The sequence below is a fragment of the Knoellia locipacati genome (assembly GCF_007992835.1).
Taxonomy (GTDB): Bacteria; Actinomycetota; Actinomycetes; order Actinomycetales; family Dermatophilaceae; genus Knoellia; species Knoellia locipacati.
On the sequence record NZ_BKBA01000003.1, the window covers coordinates 659,723 to 679,119 of the forward strand.

The 19,397-nt window shown below is 69.9% G+C and carries 21 protein-coding genes; 4 read left to right on the forward strand and 17 right to left on the reverse strand.

The window, feature by feature from the left end; all coding sequences use genetic code 11:
* Positions 1-22: 22 nt before the first annotated feature.
* A complete protein-coding gene (locus KLO01_RS04685; protein ID WP_147062554.1) occupies positions 23-919 on the forward strand; it encodes an SGNH/GDSL hydrolase family protein in 897 nt (298 codons plus the stop codon).
* On the opposite strand, the gene KLO01_RS04690 is transcribed toward KLO01_RS04685, so the two are convergent.
* The 7 genes from KLO01_RS04690 to KLO01_RS04720 form a co-directional block, all read right to left on the reverse strand.
* Positions 863-1,384, reverse strand: coding sequence for a gluconokinase (locus KLO01_RS04690; protein ID WP_147062567.1), 522 nt, complete (start codon positions 1,382-1,384; stop codon positions 863-865). The two genes, KLO01_RS04685 and KLO01_RS04690, sit on opposite strands and share 57 nt — an antisense overlap.
* Positions 1,381-2,325, reverse strand: a complete 945-nt coding sequence (locus tag KLO01_RS04695; protein ID WP_147062569.1) for a sugar kinase — start codon at positions 2,323-2,325, stop codon at positions 1,381-1,383. The genes KLO01_RS04690 and KLO01_RS04695 overlap by 4 nt, the downstream gene beginning before the upstream one ends.
* Complete coding sequence (locus KLO01_RS04700) at positions 2,325-2,966, reverse strand: bifunctional 4-hydroxy-2-oxoglutarate aldolase/2-dehydro-3-deoxy-phosphogluconate aldolase (RefSeq protein WP_147062571.1); 642 nt, start codon at positions 2,964-2,966, stop codon at positions 2,325-2,327. Before KLO01_RS04700 ends, KLO01_RS04695 begins: the two co-directional genes overlap by 1 nt.
* Positions 2,966-4,117 carry a galactonate dehydratase gene (gene dgoD, locus KLO01_RS04705; protein WP_147062573.1) on the reverse strand — a complete coding sequence of 384 codons (1,152 nt, stop codon included), beginning with the start codon at positions 4,115-4,117 and terminating at the stop codon, positions 2,966-2,968. Before dgoD ends, KLO01_RS04700 begins: the two co-directional genes overlap by 1 nt.
* A gap of 6 nt (positions 4,118-4,123) precedes the next feature.
* Entirely contained in the window at positions 4,124-4,939 is an 816-nt protein-coding gene (locus KLO01_RS04710; protein WP_147062575.1) for a carbohydrate ABC transporter permease, read from the reverse strand.
* Entirely contained in the window at positions 4,939-5,856 is a 918-nt protein-coding gene (locus KLO01_RS04715; protein WP_246136046.1) for a carbohydrate ABC transporter permease, read from the reverse strand. Before KLO01_RS04715 ends, KLO01_RS04710 begins: the two co-directional genes overlap by 1 nt.
* A 135-nt stretch (positions 5,857-5,991) precedes the next feature.
* Positions 5,992-7,284, reverse strand: a complete 1,293-nt coding sequence (locus KLO01_RS04720) for an ABC transporter substrate-binding protein (protein WP_246136047.1) — start codon at positions 7,282-7,284, stop codon at positions 5,992-5,994.
* Positions 7,285-7,420: 136 nt separating this feature from the next.
* Here KLO01_RS04720 and KLO01_RS04725 point away from each other — a divergent pair, with 136 nt between their 5' ends.
* Complete coding sequence (locus tag KLO01_RS04725) at positions 7,421-8,170, forward strand: FadR/GntR family transcriptional regulator (protein ID WP_246136048.1); 750 nt, start codon at positions 7,421-7,423, stop codon at positions 8,168-8,170.
* Between the two features lie 33 nt (positions 8,171-8,203).
* Here KLO01_RS04725 and KLO01_RS17050 read toward each other — a convergent pair whose 3' ends face one another.
* The 9 genes from KLO01_RS17050 to dnaK all read right to left on the reverse strand — a co-directional run bounded on the left by KLO01_RS17050 (position 8,204) and on the right by dnaK (position 17,066).
* Positions 8,204-8,368, reverse strand: coding sequence for a hypothetical protein (locus KLO01_RS17050; protein ID WP_186827905.1), 165 nt, complete (start codon positions 8,366-8,368; stop codon positions 8,204-8,206).
* Between the two features lie 212 nt (positions 8,369-8,580).
* Positions 8,581-9,690: a substrate-binding domain-containing protein gene (locus KLO01_RS04730; protein WP_147062581.1), complete on the reverse strand. Its 1,110-nt coding sequence runs from the start codon at positions 9,688-9,690 to the stop codon at positions 8,581-8,583.
* A gap of 87 nt (positions 9,691-9,777) precedes the next feature.
* Positions 9,778-11,028, reverse strand: a complete 1,251-nt coding sequence (gene mmsB / locus KLO01_RS04735) for a multiple monosaccharide ABC transporter permease (protein ID WP_147062583.1) — start codon at positions 11,026-11,028, stop codon at positions 9,778-9,780.
* Complete coding sequence (gene mmsA / locus KLO01_RS04740) at positions 11,025-12,551, reverse strand: multiple monosaccharide ABC transporter ATP-binding protein (RefSeq protein WP_147062585.1); 1,527 nt, start codon at positions 12,549-12,551, stop codon at positions 11,025-11,027. The genes mmsB and mmsA overlap by 4 nt, the downstream gene beginning before the upstream one ends.
* A 164-nt stretch (positions 12,552-12,715) precedes the next feature.
* Entirely contained in the window at positions 12,716-12,985 is a 270-nt protein-coding gene (locus KLO01_RS04745; protein ID WP_147062587.1) for a hypothetical protein, read from the reverse strand.
* A gap of 26 nt (positions 12,986-13,011) precedes the next feature.
* Complete coding sequence (locus KLO01_RS04750; RefSeq protein WP_147062589.1) at positions 13,012-13,479, reverse strand: heat shock protein transcriptional repressor HspR; 468 nt, start codon at positions 13,477-13,479, stop codon at positions 13,012-13,014.
* A 2-nt stretch (positions 13,480-13,481) separates the two neighbouring features.
* The gene (locus KLO01_RS04755; RefSeq protein WP_147062592.1) at positions 13,482-14,522 is read right to left on the reverse strand and encodes a DnaJ C-terminal domain-containing protein; all 1,041 of its coding nucleotides are present in this window, start codon (positions 14,520-14,522) and stop codon (positions 13,482-13,484) included.
* 37 nt (positions 14,523-14,559) lie between these two features.
* Entirely contained in the window at positions 14,560-15,162 is a 603-nt protein-coding gene (grpE, locus tag KLO01_RS04760) for a nucleotide exchange factor GrpE (RefSeq protein WP_307725653.1), read from the reverse strand.
* On the reverse strand, positions 15,159-17,066 hold the full coding sequence (dnaK, locus tag KLO01_RS04765) for a molecular chaperone DnaK (RefSeq protein ID WP_147062594.1): 1,908 nt from the start codon (positions 17,064-17,066) through the stop codon (positions 15,159-15,161). Before dnaK ends, grpE begins: the two co-directional genes overlap by 4 nt.
* A gap of 254 nt (positions 17,067-17,320) precedes the next feature.
* On the opposite strand from dnaK, the gene KLO01_RS04770 reads away from it, so the two are divergent.
* Complete coding sequence (locus tag KLO01_RS04770; RefSeq protein WP_147062596.1) at positions 17,321-17,812, forward strand: hypothetical protein; 492 nt, start codon at positions 17,321-17,323, stop codon at positions 17,810-17,812.
* A 9-nt stretch (positions 17,813-17,821) separates the two neighbouring features.
* Here KLO01_RS04770 and KLO01_RS04775 read toward each other — a convergent pair whose 3' ends face one another.
* Positions 17,822-18,841 carry an NADP-dependent oxidoreductase gene (locus tag KLO01_RS04775; protein ID WP_147062598.1) on the reverse strand — a complete coding sequence of 340 codons (1,020 nt, stop codon included), beginning with the start codon at positions 18,839-18,841 and terminating at the stop codon, positions 17,822-17,824.
* 98 nt (positions 18,842-18,939) lie between these two features.
* Between KLO01_RS04775 and KLO01_RS04780 the strand changes: the two genes are divergently transcribed.
* Positions 18,940-19,371, forward strand: coding sequence for a MarR family winged helix-turn-helix transcriptional regulator (locus KLO01_RS04780; protein WP_147062600.1), 432 nt, complete (start codon positions 18,940-18,942; stop codon positions 19,369-19,371).
* Positions 19,372-19,397: the final 26 nt, after the last annotated feature.

The window sequence follows — 19,397 nt, forward strand, 5'->3', positions numbered from 1 at the left end:
CGGCGCATGACATGCATGTGCCATGGACGCTGGTCGCTTCGTCGCCGTCGGGGACTCCTTCACCGAGGGGGTGGGCGACCCGAACCTGCACTACCCCAACGGGTTCCGGGGATGGGCCGACCGGATGGCTCGTCAGCTCGGTCGCGCCGACCCGCGGTGGGAGTACGCCAACCTCGCCATCCGCAGCAAGGTGCTCGACCAGGTGGTGACCGACCAGCTCGAGGACGCCCTGGCGATGGAACCGACCCACATCTCGTTCTATGCCGGGGGCAACGACATCCTGTCGCTGCGCGCCGACCTCGAGTCGCTCGTCGAGCGCTACGAGGCGGCACTCGTCCGGCTGGGGTCCGGTGGTGCGCAGGTCCTCGTCTTCACAGCCTTCGACATGAGGACCACGGCGCTGCTCGAGCCCCTGCGCCGGCGCGTGCTCCTCTTCAACGACGCCGTGCGCGACCTCGCCGGCACCCACGGCGCGACCCTGCTCGACCACACGGTGATGCGGGAGTACGAGGACCGGCGCCTGTGGGCGCCGGACAAGATCCACATGAACCGGCTGGGCCACAAGCGGATGGCGGCGTTCGTCCTGCGTGAGCTCGGGGTCCCCCACACCCTGCGGGTGCGCGAGCTCGGCGAGCGGGAGTCGCGGGCGTGGCGACAGACGGTGCGCGAGGAGGGTCGCTTCCTGCGCACGGAGGTCCTGCCGCTCGTGCGTCGCCGGCTCAGCGGCCGCTACGACGGGGACGAGGCACTCCCCAAGTGGCCGGAGCCGATCCGCCCTGCCGAGGGGATGAAGCGCCTGGCCCGTGAGCGTGCCCGCGAGCGCGACCTCGGCCGCGAGCCCGACCGTGAACTCGGGCTGCGCTCAGCGGCGGCTGCCGGCCAGCCAGTCCAGGGCGTCGGCGATGAGCTCGTCGGGTGAGCGCCGCAGGTCGAGCACGACCCCTGCCTCGTCGTCACCGAGCGGCTCGAGGGTGTCGATCTGCGACTGGAGCAGGCTGGCCGGCATGAAGTGGCCCTCGCGGACCGACAGCCGCGCGCGGATGACCTCGGCCGGACCGTCGAGGTGAACGAAGGTCACCGCCGGTGCACCATGACGCAGCACGTCGCGATAGCTCCGCTTGAGCGCCGAGCACGTGATGATCGTCGAGACCCCGGCCTCGGAGCGCGCGGTCATCCACTCGGCGAGCGCGGTGAGCCACGGCCAGCGGTCGGCGTCGGTGAGGGCGATGCCCGCCTCCATCTTGGCGATGCTCTCCGGGGAGTGGAACGCGTCGGCCTCGGCGAACTCGAACCCCGTGGCCTTGGCGATGCCGTGCGCCACCGTCGTCTTGCCGCTGCCCGAGACGCCCATGACGACGACGTGCCGTGTGTCCTCCCCGCTCATCGCAGGGTCTCGCCGGGACGGACCGCGAGCAGGTCGTCGAGCTCGGAGCGCGTCGGCAGCCCGGCCCAGTCGCCGGTGGTGCTGGCGGCCCAGGCCCCCAGGTGCACCGCGCGGTCCAGCGCCTCGTCCGGAGCCAGATCGTCGAGGACCCCGGAGAGCAGACCGGCGCAGAAGGCGTCGCCGGCCCCGACGGTGTCCACCGCCGACACCGCGACGGCGGCGCGGTCCCGGCGACCGTCGTGGGTGTGCAGCGAGGCGCCGTCGGCGCCACGCTTGATCGCGACCTGACGGACCCCCGCGGCGAGCAGGGCGTCGACCGCCTCGTCCTCCGGGCCGTCCGCGACGATCGCGAGCTCGTCCTCCCCCGCCACGACCATCCAGACGTGGGGCAGCAGGCCGCGCAGCATGCGTGCGGCGTCGTCGCGGCCCCACAGCCGGGCACGGTGGTTGACGTCGAGCGAGACCCGCACACCCGCCTCGTGGGCCACGGCCACCGCCGCGGTGACCGCGTCGGCCGCGACCGTCGACAGCGCGGGGGTGATCCCGGTGACGTGGAGCAGCGAGGCCGCCCGGATCGCCTCGACCGGCAGGTCGTCGGCCGACACCCGGGATCCCGCGGAACCGGCACGCACGTAGTGCACGCGCGACAGGTCGGCGGTGCGCTGCTCGAGGAACATCAGACCGGTGGGAGCCGACTCGTCCACGACGGCGGCCGAGACGTCGACGCCCTCGGCGCGCAGGGTCCGCAGCACGGCCTGCCCGAAGGGGTCCGCGCCGACCCGACCGGCCCACGCCACGGCGTGCCCGAGCCGCGCGAGCCCGATGGCGACGTTGGACTCGGCGCCGGCCAGGTGGGGCGTGAGAGCCGCGCCGAAGCCGAGCGGCCCGGTCGACCTGAACGACGCCAGGCTCTCGCCCAGGGTCACGACCTCGACCGTCATCACCGGCTCCCGGCGTCCGCGGCCCAGTCGGCGAAGGCCCGCGCCCGCCCGCGCAGGGCGTCGAGCGAGCCGCCCGATGCGGCGTCACCGACGAGCGGGCCGCCGACACCGGCACCGACGGCACCGGCCGTGAGATAGGCCCGGGCCTCGGAGATCCCCACCCCTCCGACCGCCATGAAGGGGATGTCGGGGAACGGGTCGCGCAGCGCCTTGAGGTGGCCGGGGCCACCCACCGACGCGGGGAAGAGCTTGACGACCTCGGCACCCGCGGACCACGCGGCATACGACTCGGTTGCCGTGAACGCGCCTGCGGCACAGGGCAGTCCGCGTCGCGCGGACTCCGCGACAGCGGGAGTGACGGCGGGCGTGACGACGAAGTCGCCACCGGCGTCGACCACGCTCGCGACGTCGTCCACGGTGAGGACGGTGCCGACGCCGACGAAGGCCGTGTCGGGGCCGGCCGCACGCAGCGCCGCCACCGTGTCGAGCGCGCCCGGTGTCGTGAGGGTGACCTCGACGAGCCGGATCCCCTCCTCGAGGAGGACGAGCCCGACGTCGAGCGACGCCTGCGCCGAGGTGCCACGGACGATCGCCATGACGGGGTGCGACCGCAGGGTCGACACGAGCTGTCCGGGTCCCATCACCACTCCGCGAACGCGCCGTCGGGCTGGCGCCACACGGGACCGCGCCAGGCGTGACCGACCTCGGCCGCCTTGCGCACCGCGGCCTCGTCGATCTCGATGCCGAGGCCCGGTCCGGTGAGGCGCTCGATGTGACCGTCGACGAACTGGAGCGGCTTGGTGTCGACGAGGTAGTCGAGGACGTCCGCGCCCTGGTTGTAGTGGATGCCGATGCTCTGCTCCTGGATGAGGTGGTTCGTCGTCGCGAACGCCACCTGGAGCGAGGAGGCGAGGGCCAGCGGGCCGAGGGGGCAGTGCGGCGCGAGCGCTGCGTCGAAGGTCTCGGCGAGGGCGGCGATCTTGCGCACCTCGGTGATCCCGCCCGCGTGCGAGAGGTCGGGCTGGACCACGGCCACACCGGCCTGGAGCACCGGGAGGAACTCCTGCCGGCAGTAGAGCCGCTCCCCCGTCGAGACGGGGGTCGTCGTCGACCGGACGAACTGCCCGATGAGGTGCGAGTTCTCCGGCGTGACCGGCTCCTCGAGGAAGAGCGGCCGGTAGGGCTCGAGCAGCGGTGCGACCCGGCGCGAGTTGGCCAGGCTGAAGCGCCCGTGGAAGTCGACGGCCACGTCACCGTGGTCGCCGAGGACCTCGCGGGCCGCGGCGACCCGCGCCACGACACCGTCGATCTCGGCCACCGTGCCGAGCGGCGACATGCGGCCACTGGCGTTCATCTTCACCGCCGTGAGACCGGCGGCCACCTGCTCGCCGATGTGGTCACGGACCTCGTTGGGCTCGTCGCCACCCACCCAGCCGTAGACGCGGACGCGGTCGCGGACGGCTCCGCCGAGCAGCTGGTGCACCGGTGCGGCATACCGCTTGCCCTTGATGTCCCAGAGCGCCTGGTCGATGCCGGAGACGGCGCTGCCGAGGATGGGGCCGCCGCGGTAGAACGAGCCCTTGGTCATGACGGCCCAGTGGTCCTCGATCCGCTCGGGGTCGCCGCCGAGGATGACCTCGGCGAGCTGCTCCACGGCGGCGCGGACGGTCTCGGAGCGCCCCTCGCAGGTCGCCTCGCCCCAGCCGACGATGCCGTCGGAGGTCTCGATGCGCACGAAGAGCCAGCGGGGGGCGACGAGGAAGGTCTCGACACGGTCGATCACGGAAGACATGAGGCGTCAGCCCTTCGTTGCGCCGGCGGTGAGGCCGGAGACGACGTACTTCTGGGCAAGGAGGGCGATGACCATGATCGGCACGGTGACGACGGTGGCCGCGGCCATGAGGCCACCCCAGTCGATGGCCGCGTAGCCGACGAAGTCGAAGATCGCCACGGGGAGAGTCTTCGTCTTCGCCCCGGACAGCACGAGGGCGAACATGAAGTTGTTCCACGAGAAGATGAACGCGAGGATCCCGGCGGTCGCCATGCCCGGCGTGCTCAGCGGCAGCGTGATCCGGCGGAACGCGCCGATCGGGGTGAGCCCGTCGACCTGGGCCGACTCCTCGAGCTCGAGCGGCAGGCCGTCGAAGTAGCCCATCATGATGTAGACGACGAGCGGCAGCGACACGAACATGTGGCTGAGCACGAGGACCGTGAAGCCACCGACGAGCCGCAGGTTCGAGAAGACGTAGAACCACGGGACGAGCAGCGAGACACCGGGGATGACGCGTGCCATGAGGACGACGAGCGCCGAGCGCTTCATCGAGAACCGGCTCATCGAGTAGGCCGCGGGCACACCGAGCAGGAGCGAGAGCACCGTCGAGACGAATGCCACCCAGAGGCTGTTGATGATGAAGGTGACGTAGTTCGCCTGCTCGAGGACGGTCTTGTAGTTGTCGACCGTGGGCGAGAAGAACAGCGCCTTGCTCGTGTCGTAGATGTCGACGTTGGTCTTGAGCGAGGCCGCGACCATCCAGATGAGGGGCATGAGCAGCCCGAGGACGACGAGGACGAGGGCCCCGACGCGGAACGTCTTGTATGCCGTGCCGCCGCGCATCAGTAGTCCGCCTTCCGACGTGACGTGAGGGCCCACATCGACCCGATGATGATGAGGAAGAAGAGGATGAGGACGGTCGAGCTCGTGCCGTACTCGTTGTAGTCGAAGCTCAGTCCGTAGGCGTAGACGTTGAGCGTCTCGACCTCGTGGTAGCTGCCACCGCCCTTGCCCTTGGTGGCGTAGAGGATGTCGAACGTCTTGAGCGCGTCGATGCCACGAAGCAGGACCGCGACGATGATCGTCGACTTCATGAGCGGCAGGGTGATGTAGCGGAAGCGCTGCCACCCGCTCGCCCCGTCGATGAGCGCGGCCTCCTGCGGCTCGTCCGAGAGCGAGGTGAGACCGGCGAGGAGGATGAGGACGACCATCGGCGTCCACTGCCAGATGTCGATGAGCATCGTGGTCCACAGCGCCGAGTTCGGGCCGGCGAGCCACGGCTGCTCGGGGATGCCGAACCAGCCGAGGACCTGGTTGGCGATGCCGATGTTGGGGTCGAAGATGAGGCGCCACATCATGCCGACGGCCACGGGGGTGGCGACGAGCGGCATGAGGATCGCGACGCGCACCCACTTCTCGCCGCGGAACGGACGCCACAGCAGCAGGGCGATCGCCATGCCGAGGACGACCTCGACGATGAGGACGACACCGGTGAACTGGACGGTGCGCCAGACCGCCGGCCAGAAGCGGGCGGTGTCGGCGAGGACGTCGAGGTAGTTCTGCGCCCCGACGAACTCCTTCTCGGAGCGGACCGACCCCTCGGCGTCGGTGAGGCTGAGGTAGAGCGTCCACGCCACCGGGAAGATGATGAGCACGACGACGAACGCCATGGCCGGGGAGGCGAAGAGCCACTTGCGATGGGTGTTGGCCCATCGGGAGAACCCGGACGTTCCCGTCACGGGGAGTGCGTCAGCAGACATGGGAGATCGCCTTCGTTGCCGTGGGTGCTTCGTGTGGTTCACGCGGTCGTATGCCGCGCAGTCCGGGTCCCGCGCGGCCGCACCTCTCGCGGTGCGGCCGCCCGGGGAACCCGAGGTGCCCCGTGGGGCTTCGTGCTACTTGTTCTCGTCGTCGAGCAGGGCCTGGAAGGCCTCGGCGGCCTTGTCGGCCGCGGCGGCCGAGTCCTTGCCGGTGATCGCGTCGACGATCGGCTGGCCGACGAGCTCACGGGCCTCGGGGACCTTGACGACCTGCGGGCGGTCGAAGCCGACCCCGTTCTCGGCGCCGGCCTTGGCGGCCTCGACGAGGTCCTTCGGGTAGGTCGACGTGGCGTCGGCGTCGTTCGCGACCGAGGTGCGCGCACCGGGGACGCCGGCCTTCTGGTTGGCGAGCGTCTGCTCCTTGCTCGTCGCCCACTCGATGAACTTCCAGGCGTTCGCCTTGTTCTCGGAGGCCTCGTTGATGCCCAGCGCCCACGACGGGACGTTGTAGGGCTTGGAGCCGGCGGGGCCCTCGGGGAACGGCGCGAAGCCGACGGTCTCGGCGACCTTGGACTTGGCCGGGTCGGTGGCGTTCTTGTAGAGCGAGCTCGCCTCGGTGTAGAAGGCGGCCTGGCCCTGGGTGAAGATCGCCATCGCCTCGGGCCAGCTCATGTCGGTGCTGACGTTCTTGGGGCCGTGGTCGTGGATGAGCCCGCCGTAGTAGGCGTAGGCCTGCTTGGCCTCGGCCGAGTTGACCGCGGCCTTGCCCGAGTCGTCGGCCCACTTGCCACCGAAGCTGTAGAGGAACCCGGAGAACTGGGTGACGGCAGCGGTCTTGCCCGTGCGGGCGACGAAGCCGGCGACGCCGGGGTTCGCAGCCTGGACCTTGGCGGCGGCCTCCTTGAGCTCGTCGAGCGTCTTCGGCGGCGCGGTGTAGCCGGCCTTGGCGAGGAGGTCCTTGCGGTAGTAGAGGACCTCGGTCTCGGTGATGAGCGGGACGCCGACGACCTTCTTGTCGTAGGTCGTGGCCTCGACCGGACCGGACTGGAAGTCGCTCCAGTTCCAGTCCGAGGCACCCTTGGTGTCCTCGGTGATGTCGGACAGGTAGCCGTTCTTGCCGAAGAGCTTGCCCTCCTGGAGGGGGCGGTACATCATCACGTCGAGGTCGCTCGTGCCCGCGTTGAGCTTGACGTTGTACTGGTCGGACAGCTGGTCCTCACCGAGCTGGGTGAGCTCGACCTTGAGGCCGGTCGCCTTCTCGAACTCCGGCAGGGCCGCCTTGATGTTCTCGGTCCACACGTGGTTCGCGAGGGTCACCTGGATGGTCTTGGACCCGGTGCCCTCGTCGTCGCCACCGCCACCGCACGCCGAGAGGCTGAGCGCCGCGGCGAGTGCGAGGGTCGATCCGATTGCTGTGCGTCGCAACACGTCGATCTCCTTGGATATCCGGCCGCCCCGCCATTGGAGCCGTCGCCGCGGCGGACTCACGTCCGTCTTGTCCGCGAGCATAAGCCGATAAGTCTGACTTGTGCAAGAGTCTGCGCTCGCTCGTATGATTTGTGACGTGCCCACCGATGCGCTCCACGACGACGACCACTCCGGCCTCCACGGGCGCCTCGTCGAGTCCCTCGGGCTCTCGATCTGCGGCGGTGAGCTGGCCCCCGGCACGATCCTCTTCATCGATGACCTCATGGCCCGCCACTCCGTGTCGCGGTCGGTCGTCCGCGAGGCGCTGCGCGTGCTGTCCTCGATGGGGCTGGTCACCTCGCGCCGGCGGGTCGGGACCGTCGTGCACGACCGGTCGGCGTGGAACGTCTACGACCCGCTCGTCATCCGGTGGCGCCTGGCCACCGGCGGTCGGCTCACCCAGCTGCGCTCGATCACCGAGCTGCGCACCGCCGTCGAGCCGCAGGCCGCGCGCCTGGCCGCCGAGCGGGCCAAGCCGCTCGAGGCCTCCGAGCTCGTCACCCTCGCCGGCCAGCTCTGGGCCGCCGGGCAGGACGGACGGATGGACGACTTCCTGCGCCTCGACGTCGAGTTCCACAAGCGCGTCCTCGCCGCCTCGGGCAATGAGATGTTCGAGCACCTCCACAAGCAGGTCGCCGAGGTGCTCGCCGGCCGCCACGCCTACGGCCTCATGCCGCACCACCCGCACGTCGACGCGCTCCAGCTGCACAGCGACGTTGCCGCGTCGATCCAGCGTGGCGACGGCGACCGCGCGCACGAGGCGATGGTCGCGATCATGGACCGGACGATGGGTGAGACCCGCCAGCTCTGGGAGGAGCAGGAGGGCGTGCCCGCAGCTCCAGCCTGATCCGGGCAGGGCAGGGCGCGACCCGCTGCGGCCTCAGAAGCAGCGGTCGCGGATCTGGAAGACGGTGCTGTTGCGCACGCTCCTGGTCCGGCCTGCCCCGGTGTAGGTCACGTCGATCGCCTCGACCTGCGCAGGCACCTGCGCCCTCACGTGGACGAGGAGGTTGAGGCTCTCGCCCGCGGCGACGACGGTCGGCAACGGTCGACGCTTCTCGAAGGCCACCGCCGCAAGCACCGGTGTCCCACGCCGCGCGGCACCGACCCCCTCGTCATGACAGGAACCTAGCGAACGACCGGCGCCCGCACACGAGAACGCGGGCGGACGGCATACCTTCCGTTCCTTGACGCACCTCGGCCCCGCCACCACGAGGGTGACGGGGCCGAGGACGTGGAGACCTGAGAGGTGTCAGCTCACTGGGTGAGCTTGCTCAGGGTCGGGTCGTTGGCGTAGGCCTCCTTGGCGTTCGCCTTGGTGACGATGACCGGGACGAGCAGGTTGGCCGGGACCACCTTGACGCCGTTGTTGTAGGACTTGTCGTCGTTGACGGTCGGCTTCTCGCCCTTCTGGAGCGCCTGGACCATCTTGATGGTCTCGGCGACGAGGTTGCGCGTGTCCTTGTTGATCGTCGAGTACTGCTCGCCGGCCATGATCGACTTCACGGACTCGACCTCGGAGTCCTGACCGGTGACGACCGGGACGGGCTTGCCGGCGGCCTTGACCGAGGTGATGATCGCGCGGGCGAGGGTGTCGTTCGGGGAGAGGACGCCGTCGAGGGCGGCCGACGAGTACGACGCCGAGAGCAGGGTGTCCATGCGCTTCTGCGCGTTCTCGGCCTTCCAGCCCTGGGTGACGGCCTGGTTGAAGGCGGTCTGGCCCGAGGTGACCTTGAGCGTGCCGTCGTCGATCTTCGGCTTGAGGACGCTCATGGCGCCGTCGAAGAAGACCTGCGCGTTGGCGTCGTCGGGCGAACCGGCGAAGAGCTCGATGTTGTAGGGGCCGGACGGCTTCTTGGCCGCCATGCCCTCGAGGAGCGCGTTGCCCTGGAGGACACCGACCTTGAAGTTGTCGTAGGCGACGTAGTAGTCGACCGCGTCGGTGTTCTTGATGAGGCGGTCGTAGGCGATGACGGTCGCGCCGGCGTCCTTGGCCGCCTTGACCTGCGTGCCGAGCTGGGCGCCGTCGATGGCGCCGATGACGATGACCTTGGCGCCCTTGGTGACCATGGACTGGATCTGGTTCTGCTGCTCGCCGACACCACCGTTGGCGAACTGGACGTCGGCCTTGAACCCGGCCTTGCCCAGGTCGTCCTTGAAGAGCTGCTCGGCGAGGACCCAGTTCTCCGAGGTCTTCTGCGGGAGCGAGACCCCGATGAGCGAGTCACCGGCGAAGCCGCCGCTGCCGCTGCCGCCGGAGGCGGAGCTGCCGGAGCCCGAGGTGGACGTGTCGTCTGCCCGGCCGCAGCCGGTCACAGCGAGCGCCGCGACGGCGGTGACCGCCATCAGCTTGGTGAGGGAACGCATGTCGTCTCTTTCTTTCGTATGCCGTGGCGCACCCGGGGCGGAAGCGTCACTGTGGTGCGTATTCAGTTGTGGTGCGGCCGGCTGACCTCAGGACTCCTGCTTGACGGTCTCCGCCGTCTCCTTCGTCGCCCGGCCACCGAAGTTCTGCATCATCAGGCCGGTGAGCGAGCGCCGGCCCTGGCTCTTGTTGTAGACGTCGAACGCGACGGCGGTGAGGAGGACGAGGCCCTTGATGATCTGGGTCATGTCGGCCCCGACGCCGAGCAGCTGGAGACCGTTGTTGAGCACGGCCATGACGAGACCACCGATGACGGCCCCGACCACGGTGCCGACACCACCGGTGACGGCGGCGCCACCGATGAAGACGGCGGCGATCGCGTCGAGCTCCCAGCCGACACCGTCGAACGGGCCGGAGGCGTTGGAGCGGGCGACGAACATCATCCCGGCGAGCGAGGCGAGGATCGACATGTTCATCATGACGAGGAAGTTGACCCGCTTGGACCGCACACCGGAGAGCTCGGCCGCGTGCCGGTTGCCACCGACGGCGTAGATGTGGCGGCCGATGATCGTGCGGGTCGAGATGAAGCCGTAGAGGAGAACGAGCGCTCCGAGGATGAGCGCCGAGATCGGCAGCGACGTGCCCGGGCGGCCCGAGGCCATGAGCATCGCGACGGCGAGGATGGCGACCGAGATGAGCGCGAGCCGGATCCACATCACCATGCCGTCCTCGAGCTCGGCGCCGATCTTGGCCTGGTTGCGGCGGTTGCGCAGCGTGCCGCCGATGATGGCGGCGCAGACGAGGATCCCGATGAGCACGGTGAGGTTGTTGTAGCCGGTGTTGGGCCCGACCTCGGGCAGGTAGCCGGCGCCGATGGTCTGGAAGCCCTCGCCCACGGGGACGGTGTTGGACTTGCCGACGTACTGGTTGGCGCCGCGGAAGATGAGCATGCCCGCGAGGGTGACGATGAACGCGGGGATGCCGACGACGGCGACCCAGAAGCCCTGCCAGGCGCCGACGAGGGCGCCGATGGCGAGCCCCAGCAGGATGCCGACGGGCCACGGGATGCCCCAGTCGCGCATCGCGATGGCGACGACGATGCCCGCGAAGGCGGCGACCGACCCGACCGAGAGGTCGATGTGTCCGGCGATGATGACGAGCACCATGCCGATCGCCATGACGAGGATGTAGCTGTTGCCCTGGAAGATGTTGATGACGTTGCCGGGGTCGAGCGTCAGCCCGTCGGTGAGGACCTGGAAGAGCACGATGAGGAAGACGAGCGCGAAGATCATCCCGAACTGACGGGTGTCCCCACCGAAGATCTCCTTGAGCTTGTTCATGCAGCGTCCTTCGGGGTCGTCGAGGTCTTGGTCATGAGGCGCATGAGCGACTCCTGGTCGGCATGGCCCTTGTCGAGCACGCCGGTGATGCGGCCCTCGCTGATGGTGTAGATCCGGTCGCTCAGGCCGAGCAGCTCGGGCAGCTCGGAGCTGACGACGATGACGCCCTTGCCCTGGCTGGCGAGGCGCTGGATGATCCCGTAGATCTCGTACTTGGCGCCGACGTCGATGCCACGGGTGGGCTCGTCGAGGATGAGCAGGTCAGGGTCGGTGAACAGCCACTTGGCGAGCACGACCTTCTGCTGGTTGCCACCGGAGAGCTTGGCGACGTCGTAGTCGACCGACGGCGTCTTGGTGCGCAGCTGCTTGCGGTAGTCGTCGGCCGCCGAGTGCTCGGCCCGACGGTCGATGACGAGGTTGTGCGCGATCTTCTTGAGCTTGGCCGAGACCGTCGTCGTCTTGATGTCGTCGAGGAGGTTGAGGCCGAGCGACTTGCGGTCCTCGGTGACGTAGCCGATGCCGGCGTCGATCGCCGCCGGCACGCTGCGCAGGTCGACCCGCGTGCCGTTGAGCGTCATCTCGCCACCGAGCCAGGTGCCGTAGGAGTGGCCGAAGATCGAGCGCATGAGCTCGGTGCGGCCCGAGCCCATGAGGCCGGCGAAGCCGACGATCTCGCCGCGCCGGACGAAGAAGTCGGACTGCTTGGCCACGAGGCGGTCGGGCACCTGCGGGTGCGCCACCGTCCAGCCCTTGACCTCGAACATCACCTCGCCGATCTCGGGCGTGTGGTCGGGGAAGCGGGACTCGAGCGAGCGCCCGACCATGCCGCGGATGATCCGGTCCTCGTCGACGGCGCCCTCGCGCACGTCGAGCGTCTCGACCGTCTGCCCGTCACGGATGATCGTGATGGCGTCGGCGATGGCCTCGATCTCGTTGAGCTTGTGACTGATCATGATCGAGGTGATGCCCTTGCCCTGCAGACCCCGGATGAGGTCGAGCAGGTGGCGCGAGTCCTCCTCGTTGAGCGCCGCGGTGGGCTCGTCGAGGATGAGGAGCTGGACGTCCTTGGCGAGGGCCTTGGCGATCTCGACGAGCTGCTGCTTGCCGACGCCGATGTTCTTGATCGGGGTCTCGGGGTCCTCGGCCAGCCCGACGCGGGCGAGGAGGTCGCGGGCGCGGTTGTTGGTCTTGACCCAGTCGATCGCGCCGCGGCGGGTCTCCTCGTTGCCGAGGAAGATGTTCTCGGCGATGGAGAGCTCGGGGATGAGGGCGAGCTCCTGGTGGATGATGACGATGCCCGCGTGCTCGGAGTCGCGGATGTTGTTGAACGTCACCTCGGCACCGTTGAAGCGGATCGTCCCGTCGTAGGACCCGTGCGGGTGGACACCCGAGAGGACCTTCATCAGGGTCGACTTGCCCGCGCCGTTCTCACCACAGATCGCGTGGACGTCACCACGACGGACCGTCAGGGTGACGTCGGACAGGGCCTTGACACCGGGAAATGTCTTGGTGATGCCCGTCATCTCCAGGATGGGCGCTGAACCGGCCACATCGTCTCCTCGTCGACTCACCACCGTGGACCTCACTGGCCTCGGTGGCCCCGATGCTAGACCCAAGATCTGTCAGCCACGCAACGTTCCGGAGTCGGACGCGCGGCTTGTCCGGTGGACAAGCACAACTGGACAACTCAGGGCAGGCTCGGCTCGGGGTCGTACCAGCCGTCGTGCTCCTCGGCAAGCGCCGAGAAGCGGTCCCGCAGACCGCCTTCCACGGGTCCCGAGGGGTCGTCGACCATCTCCTCGCGCACGTGCACACCCCAGTCCGCGTCCTCGGCGTCGTCGTCCCCCGCGTGCGCGACCCGGATCACCCTCACCTCGGTGAAGCCCTCGTCGGCGAGCTCGGCGGCGATCTCGTCGGCGGTCTCGCGGTCGGCGAAGATCATCAGGTGCTCGGTCACGGGCAGAGCGTATGCCGTCCGCGCACTCAGCGACGCCAGAGGACGAGCGCCTGCGAGGCCGAGCCGGGCGTGCCGGACCGGCGGCGCGGCCGCTCACCGAGCCGGCTGGCGAGGATCTCCCCGCCGGGGCCCACGGAGAAGACCCGCGAGCCGGGCGTGCCCGAGGCCCCGGCCCGCAGCCGCTCGACCTCCCGGGTCAGCTCGGAGACGCGCGAACGCAGGGCGTCGACGGAGTTCTCGAGCTCGAGGATCCGGGCGATGCCGGCGAGGCTGATGCCCTCCTCCTGGGAGAGGCGCTGCACCTCGCGGAGCAGCTCGACGTCGCGGGGCGAGTAGCGGCGACCTCCACCGCGGGTCCGCGACGGAGTGACGAGCCCGAGCCGGTCGTACTGGCGCAGCGTCTGCGCGTGCATCCCTGCGAGCTCGGCCGCGACCGAGATGACGAACACCGCGGCGTCGTCATCCGGTCGCGGCCCACGCTGGCGCGCTGCCATGGTCAGGCCTTGGCCTGCTCGACGAGGGTGGCGCGGGGGTCGAGGCCCTCGGCCTCGGTGCGCAGGACCTCGACGGCCTCGCGGGCCCGGTCCGACAGCTCGTCGGGGACGATGACCTGCACCTTGGCGAGCAGGTCTCCCGTGGCCGACTTGCCGGCGACCCCGCGGCCCCGCACGCGCAGCACGCGCCCGGACGGCGTGCCCGGAGCGATCCGCACCTTGACGCTGGATCCGTCGAGCGTGGGCACGGCGACGGTCGCACCCAGCGCAGCCTCGGCGAACGTCACGGGCAGGTCGATCGTGAGGTTGTCGCCGTCGCGCCCGAAGACCGGGTGCTTCTCGACGGTGACGGTGAGCAGCAGGTCGCCGGCGGCGGCACCGGGCTCACCCGGCTGGCCCTTGCCACGCAGTCGGATCTTCTGTCCGTCCTTGACACCGGCGGGGATGCGCGCGGTGATGGTGCGTCCCTCGGCGGTCCGCAGAGTCACCGTCGAGCCCTCGACGGCGTCGCGGAACGGCAGCGTCGTCGAGGCCTGGACGTCGGCGCCCTTGCGGGGACCGCGGGGGGCGCCGTAGCCGGCATACCCGGGTTGCGGTCGCCCGCCACCGCCGGCCGCGCCGCCGAACATCTGCGACAGCAGGTCGTTGATGTCGTCGCCGCCACCGGGGTAGCCGCCGTAGGACTGGCGGCCACCGCCGGTGTCGAAGCGGACGCGCGAGCCACCTCCACCGCCACCGAAGGCGCTGAAGATGTCCTCGAAACCACCGTTGCCGCCGGCACCACCCGCCGTGAAGCGGGCACCGCCGTGCGCCATCTGCCGCACCGCGTCGTACTCCTCGCGCTGCTTGGCGTCGGAGAGGACGGCGTGCGCCTCCCCGATGTCCTTGAACTTCTGCTCGGCAGCGGCGTCCCCGGGGTTCTTGTCGGGGTGGTGGGTGCGGGCGAGCTTGCGGTAGGCCTTCTTGATCGCAGCCGCGTCGGCGTCCTTGGGGACGCCGAGGATCGCGTAGAAGTCCTTCTCGAACCAGTCCTGGCTGGCCATCAGCGCCTCCTTTCGGACATCGTCCGGTGAGTATGGATCACTCGGGGTCGGCGACCGCGACCCGCGCGGGGCGCAGGACCTGGTCGCCGGTGCGGTAGCCGGCCTGGAGCACCTGGACGACCGTCGTCGCCGTGGCGTCGGCCGGCAGCTCGGGGTTCGAGGAGTCCCACGCGGCGTGCATGAGGGCCTCGTGGTGCATCGGGTCGAACGGCTCGCCGACCGCGCCGAAGCGGGTCAGGCCGAACTTCCCGAAGCTCGCCTCGAGCTTGTCGGCGATCGACGCGAACGGACCGTCGGTGAGGTCACCGTGGTCGCGTGCGGCCTGGATGTCGTCGAGCACCGGCAGGACCGTCTCGAGGACGTCACGCACGGCGCGCTCCTGCACGACGGCGCGGTCGCGGTCGACCCGACGCTTGTAGTTGACGTACTCGGCGTTGAGCCGCTGGAGGTCGTCGAGGCGCTGGGCCGCGAGCACCGTGTCGGGGTGCTCCTGCGACCCGGGGGCGGTGGCCCCGGCCGGAGCCGGAGCCACCTCCTCGCCGTCGTTGGCCGACTCGGTGTTGATCGCGTCCGACGACTCGTCGTCCACGACCTCGCCGTCGAAGACCTCGTCCTCACCCGGCATACGAGGGTCGGTCACTTCTTGTCCTCGGACTCGTCGTCCTCCACGACCTCGGCGTCGACCACGTCACTGTCGTCGTTGGCCTGCGCACCGGCCTGCTCGGCGCCGTCGGACGCCTCGCCACCGGGGACGTCACCGGACTCGCCCTGCTCGGCGGCCGCGGCGTACATCGCCGCGCCCATCTTCTGGGACTCCTCGTTGAGGTGGTCGATCTTGGCCTGGATCTCGTCGCGCGAGAGCGTCGACTCGGGCTTGATCGCCTCCTTGAGGTCGGCGAGCGCGGTGTCGACCGGACTGCGCTGCTCGTCGGTGAGCTTGTCACCGGACTCGCTGAGGAACTTCTCGGTCGAAAAGACGAGCGACTCGGCCATGTTGCGGGTCTCGGTCTCCTCGCGACGCTTCTTGTCCTCGTCGGCGTGGGCCTCGGCGTCCTTGACCATGCGGTCGATCTCCTCCTTGGACAGCGCGCTGCCGCCCGAGATGGTGATCTTCTGCTCCTTGCCGGTGCCACGGTCCTTGGCCGTCACGTGGACGATGCCGTTGGCGTCGATGTCGAAGGTGACCTCGACCTGCGGGACGCCGCGCGGGGCCGGCGCGATGCCGGAGAGCTCGAAGGTGCCGAGCGCCTTGTTCTGCTGCGCGATCTCACGCTCACCCTGGAAGACCTGGATGAGGACCGACGGCTGGTTGTCCTCGGCCGTCGAGAAGACCTCGGAGCGCTTGGTCGGGATGGCCGTGTTGCGCTCGATGAGCTTGGTGAACAGCCCACCCTTGGTCTCGATGCCGAGCGAGAGCGGCGTGACGTCGATGAGGAGGACGTCCTTGCGCTCGCCCTTGAGGACACCGGCCTGGAGGGCGGCGCCGAGCGCCACGACCTCGTCGGGGTTGACGCCCTTGTTGGGCTCCTTACCACCGGTGAGCTCCTTGACGAGCTCGGTCACGGCCGGCATGCGGGTCGAGCCACCGACGAGGACCACGTGGTCGATGTCGGAGAGCTGGATCCCGGCGTCCTTGATGACGTTCTGGAACGGCTGCTTGGTGCGGTCGAGGAGGTCCTTCGTCATCTGCTCGAACTGGGCGCGGGTCAGCGTCTCGTCGAGGTGGATGGGGCCGTTCTCGCTCATCGAGAGGTACTGCATCGAGATCGTCGTCGAGCTGGCGGAGGAGAGCTCCTTCTTGGCCTGCTCGGCGGCGTCGCGCAGACGCTGCATGGCGATCTTGTCCTTGGACAGGTCGACGCCGGTGTTGTTCTTGACCGTGGTGAGGAGGTGCTTGACGACGCGGTCGTCCCAGTCGTCACCACCGAGCTGGTTGTCACCGCTCGTGGCGCGGACCTGGATGGTCGAGAAGCCGTCCTCGGGGTCCTTGCCGACCTCGAGGAGGGACACGTCGAAGGTGCCGCCACCGAGGTCGAAGACGAGGATGAGCTCGTCCTCCTTGCCCTTGTCGAGGCCGTAGGCGAGCGCGGCGGCGGTGGGCTCGTTGACGATGCGCAGGACGTTGAGGCCCGCGATCTCACCGGCCTCCTTGGTGGCCTGGCGCTCGGCGTCGTCGAAGTAGGCGGGGACGGTGATGACCGCGTCGGTGACGGGCTCACCGAGGTAGGACTCGGCGTCGCGCTTGAGCTTCTGGAGCGTGCGCGCGCTGATCTCCTGCGCGGTGTACTTCTTGCCGTCGATGTCCTCGCTCGTCCAGTCGGTGCCCATGTGGCGCTTGACGGAGCGCAGGGTGCGGTCGGCGTTGGTCACGGCCTGGCGCTTCGCGATCTCGCCGACGAGGACCTCACCGCCCTTGGAGAACGCGACGACCGACGGGGTGGTGCGGCCACCCTCGGCGTTCGCGATGATCGTGGGCTCGCCACCCTCGAGGACGGCGACGGCGGAGTTGGTGGTTCCGAGGTCGATACCGACTGCACGGGCCATGTGGGGTCTCCTTCGTAGAGCTGGGTTGAGTTGCTGTCACTCAAGTTAGGAGCCGGTATGCCGTGTGGCAAATCGGTGCGTCCAAACTTGCGTTCACTCGGCTCAACTCTTGGCCGGCGCGGGTTGTTCCCGATTCCGCGACCTCGGTGGGGTGGGCTCCTGGGCGCGGCTCGAGGCACTGCGCGCCGAGCGCACGAGGCTGCGCGCCGGCTGAACCCGCCACGAGGCGCGCGCCCCGTCCCTAGACTCCGGCCATGGGGACCGCGACGCGGGTGACGCGCTGGACGGCGGCGGCCGGGGTCGCCGCAGCCGCCGCGGCCGCCATGGGTGTCGCCGGGTGCGGGGCGCCCCCGACGCCGGCCAGGCCCGAGCCGGGACCGCGCCCGACGGTCGCCCCGACCGTGCGGGCGACCACGTCACCCGGGCCCGCCCCGACGGGGGTGCCGCGCGACCCTCGCGGGATCCCCGCCCTGCACCAGGCAGGGTCGTATGCGATCCAGGTCCAGGAGGCCGTGCAGCGCGAGATCGACCGCCGCGACCCGGGTCGCGTGCACGTCGTGAGCTGCCTGCCGGTGCCGATGGTGCACCTGCCCGGAGCGAGCACGCGCTGCGACATCGTCACCGACGGGCTGCCCTCGACGTGGACCTCGCTGACCGTGCCGGGCACGGCGCCGGACGGCGGTCTGGTCGTGGAGATCTCGGAGGGGATCCGCAGCGACCTGCCACCGTTCCCGCCGCCGGGCTGACCTCGCCCGTCAGCCGAGGGAGACGATCATCTTGCCGGTGTTCTCACCGCGCAGGAGACCGAGGAAGGCGTCGGCACCGTTCTCGATGCCCTCGACCGCGGTCTCGGCGTACTTGAGCTCGCCCGAGGCGAGCCAGCCACCGACCTCCTCGACGAACTGCGGCTGGAGCGCCGCGTGGTCGCCGACGAGCATGCCCTGGAGTCGCAGCCGCTTGCCGATGACGAGGGCGAGGTTGCGCGGGCCGGGCGTCGGCTCGGTCGCGTTGTACTGCGCGATCATCCCGCAGATGGCGACGCGGCCACGGACCTTGAGCGAGGAGATCGCAGCCTCGAGGTGCTCGCCGCCGACGTTGTCGAAGTAGACGTCGATGCCGTCGGGAGCGGCCTCGCGCAGCTGCTCGGCGACCGGCCCGTTCTTGTAGTTGAAGGCTGCGTCGAAGCCGTACTCCTCGACGAGCAGACGGACCTTCTCGTCGGAGCCGGCCGAGCCGATGACCCGCGAGGCGCCCTTGAGCCTCGCGATCTGGCCGACCTGGCTGCCGACGGCACCGGCCGCGCCGGAGACGAAGACGGCGTCGCCGGGCTGGAAGGACGCGACCTCGAGGAGGCCTGCGTATGCCGTGAGCCCGGTCATGCCGAGCACGCCGAGGTAGGCCGAGAGCGGCGCGACCGCGGGGTCCACCTTGACGACGGCCGAGGCGTCGACCTCGGCGTACTCGCGCCAGCCGAGCCCGTGCAGGACGTGGTCGCCCACTGCGACACCCTCCGCGGCCGAGGCGACGACCTCACCGACAGCACCACCCTCCATGGGGCGGTCGAGCTGGAACGGCGGGGTGTAGGACTTCACGTCGTTCATCCGGCCGCGCATGTAGGGGTCGACCGAGAAGTGCAGGTTGCGCACGAGGACCGTGCCGTCGGCGGGAGCGGAGACCGGCGCCTCGCGCAGCGCGAAGTCGTCGGCGGTCGGCCAGCCCTGCGGGCGGGCGACGAGGTGCCACTCACGGCCGGACGTGGGAAGTGCTGCAGACATGCGGAGGTCTCCTCGGGATGGGACATAAAACTTCAGTACGTGAAACACCATGCTCCGCGATATTTCATGTTGTCAAATACTTGGCCTATCGTGGGTCCATGGCCAGCTCTCCCACCGACCCCCTCACCCTCGAGGTCGTCGACCTCATCGGGTCCGTCGTGGCGCGCTACCACGAGGAGTACGACCGGGCCGCGGCCGCGCACTCCCTCACCGGGGCGCAGGCCCGCGTCCTCGCGCTGCTCTCGCTCGAGCCGCTCCCGATGCGCCGCATCGCACGGACGCTCAAGTGCGAGCCGTCCAACGTCACCGGGATCATCGACCGGCTCGAGGCGCGTGGACTCGTCGAGCGGCGACCCGACCCGACCGACCGGCGGGTCAAGGTCGCGGCGGCGACCGCCACCGGCACCCGCACCGCACGCCAGCTGCGCGACTCCCTCGGCTTCGCCCGCGAGCCCCTCGCCGAGCTCTCCCGCGCGGAGCGGACGACGCTGCGCGACCTCCTGCACCGGATGGTCGGCGAACAGGCGTAGTCCCGGCCTCACCGGCGGCCCCGATT

Coding starts and splice junctions, on each gene's coding strand:
- KLO01_RS04730 (WP_147062581.1), bottom strand. CDS start 9,690: ATGCGTTCCCTCACCAAGCTGATGGCGGTCACCGCCGTCGCGGCGCTC.
- KLO01_RS04770 (WP_147062596.1), top strand. CDS start 17,321: ATGGGGACCGCGACGCGGGTGACGCGCTGGACGGCGGCGGCCGGGGTC.
- KLO01_RS04755 (WP_147062592.1), bottom strand. CDS start 14,522: ATGGCCAGCCAGGACTGGTTCGAGAAGGACTTCTACGCGATCCTCGGC.
- KLO01_RS04710 (WP_147062575.1), bottom strand. CDS start 4,939: ATGCGCGGCGGCACGGCATACAAGACGTTCCGCGTCGGGGCCCTCGTC.
- KLO01_RS04775 (WP_147062598.1), bottom strand. CDS start 18,841: ATGTCTGCAGCACTTCCCACGTCCGGCCGTGAGTGGCACCTCGTCGCC.
- dnaK (WP_147062594.1), bottom strand. CDS start 17,066: ATGGCCCGTGCAGTCGGTATCGACCTCGGAACCACCAACTCCGCCGTC.
- KLO01_RS04750 (WP_147062589.1), bottom strand. CDS start 13,479: ATGGCAGCGCGCCAGCGTGGGCCGCGACCGGATGACGACGCCGCGGTG.
- mmsB (WP_147062583.1), bottom strand. CDS start 11,028: ATGAACAAGCTCAAGGAGATCTTCGGTGGGGACACCCGTCAGTTCGGG.
- KLO01_RS04780 (WP_147062600.1), top strand. CDS start 18,940: ATGGCCAGCTCTCCCACCGACCCCCTCACCCTCGAGGTCGTCGACCTC.
- KLO01_RS04685 (WP_147062554.1), top strand. CDS start 23: ATGGACGCTGGTCGCTTCGTCGCCGTCGGGGACTCCTTCACCGAGGGG.
- KLO01_RS04695 (WP_147062569.1), bottom strand. CDS start 2,325: ATGACGGTCGAGGTCGTGACCCTGGGCGAGAGCCTGGCGTCGTTCAGG.
- KLO01_RS04690 (WP_147062567.1), bottom strand. CDS start 1,384: ATGAGCGGGGAGGACACACGGCACGTCGTCGTCATGGGCGTCTCGGGC.
- mmsA (WP_147062585.1), bottom strand. CDS start 12,551: ATGACGGGCATCACCAAGACATTTCCCGGTGTCAAGGCCCTGTCCGAC.
- dgoD (WP_147062573.1), bottom strand. CDS start 4,117: ATGTCTTCCGTGATCGACCGTGTCGAGACCTTCCTCGTCGCCCCCCGC.
- KLO01_RS04700 (WP_147062571.1), bottom strand. CDS start 2,966: ATGGGACCCGGACAGCTCGTGTCGACCCTGCGGTCGCACCCCGTCATG.
- KLO01_RS04715 (WP_246136046.1), bottom strand. CDS start 5,856: ATGTCTGCTGACGCACTCCCCGTGACGGGAACGTCCGGGTTCTCCCGA.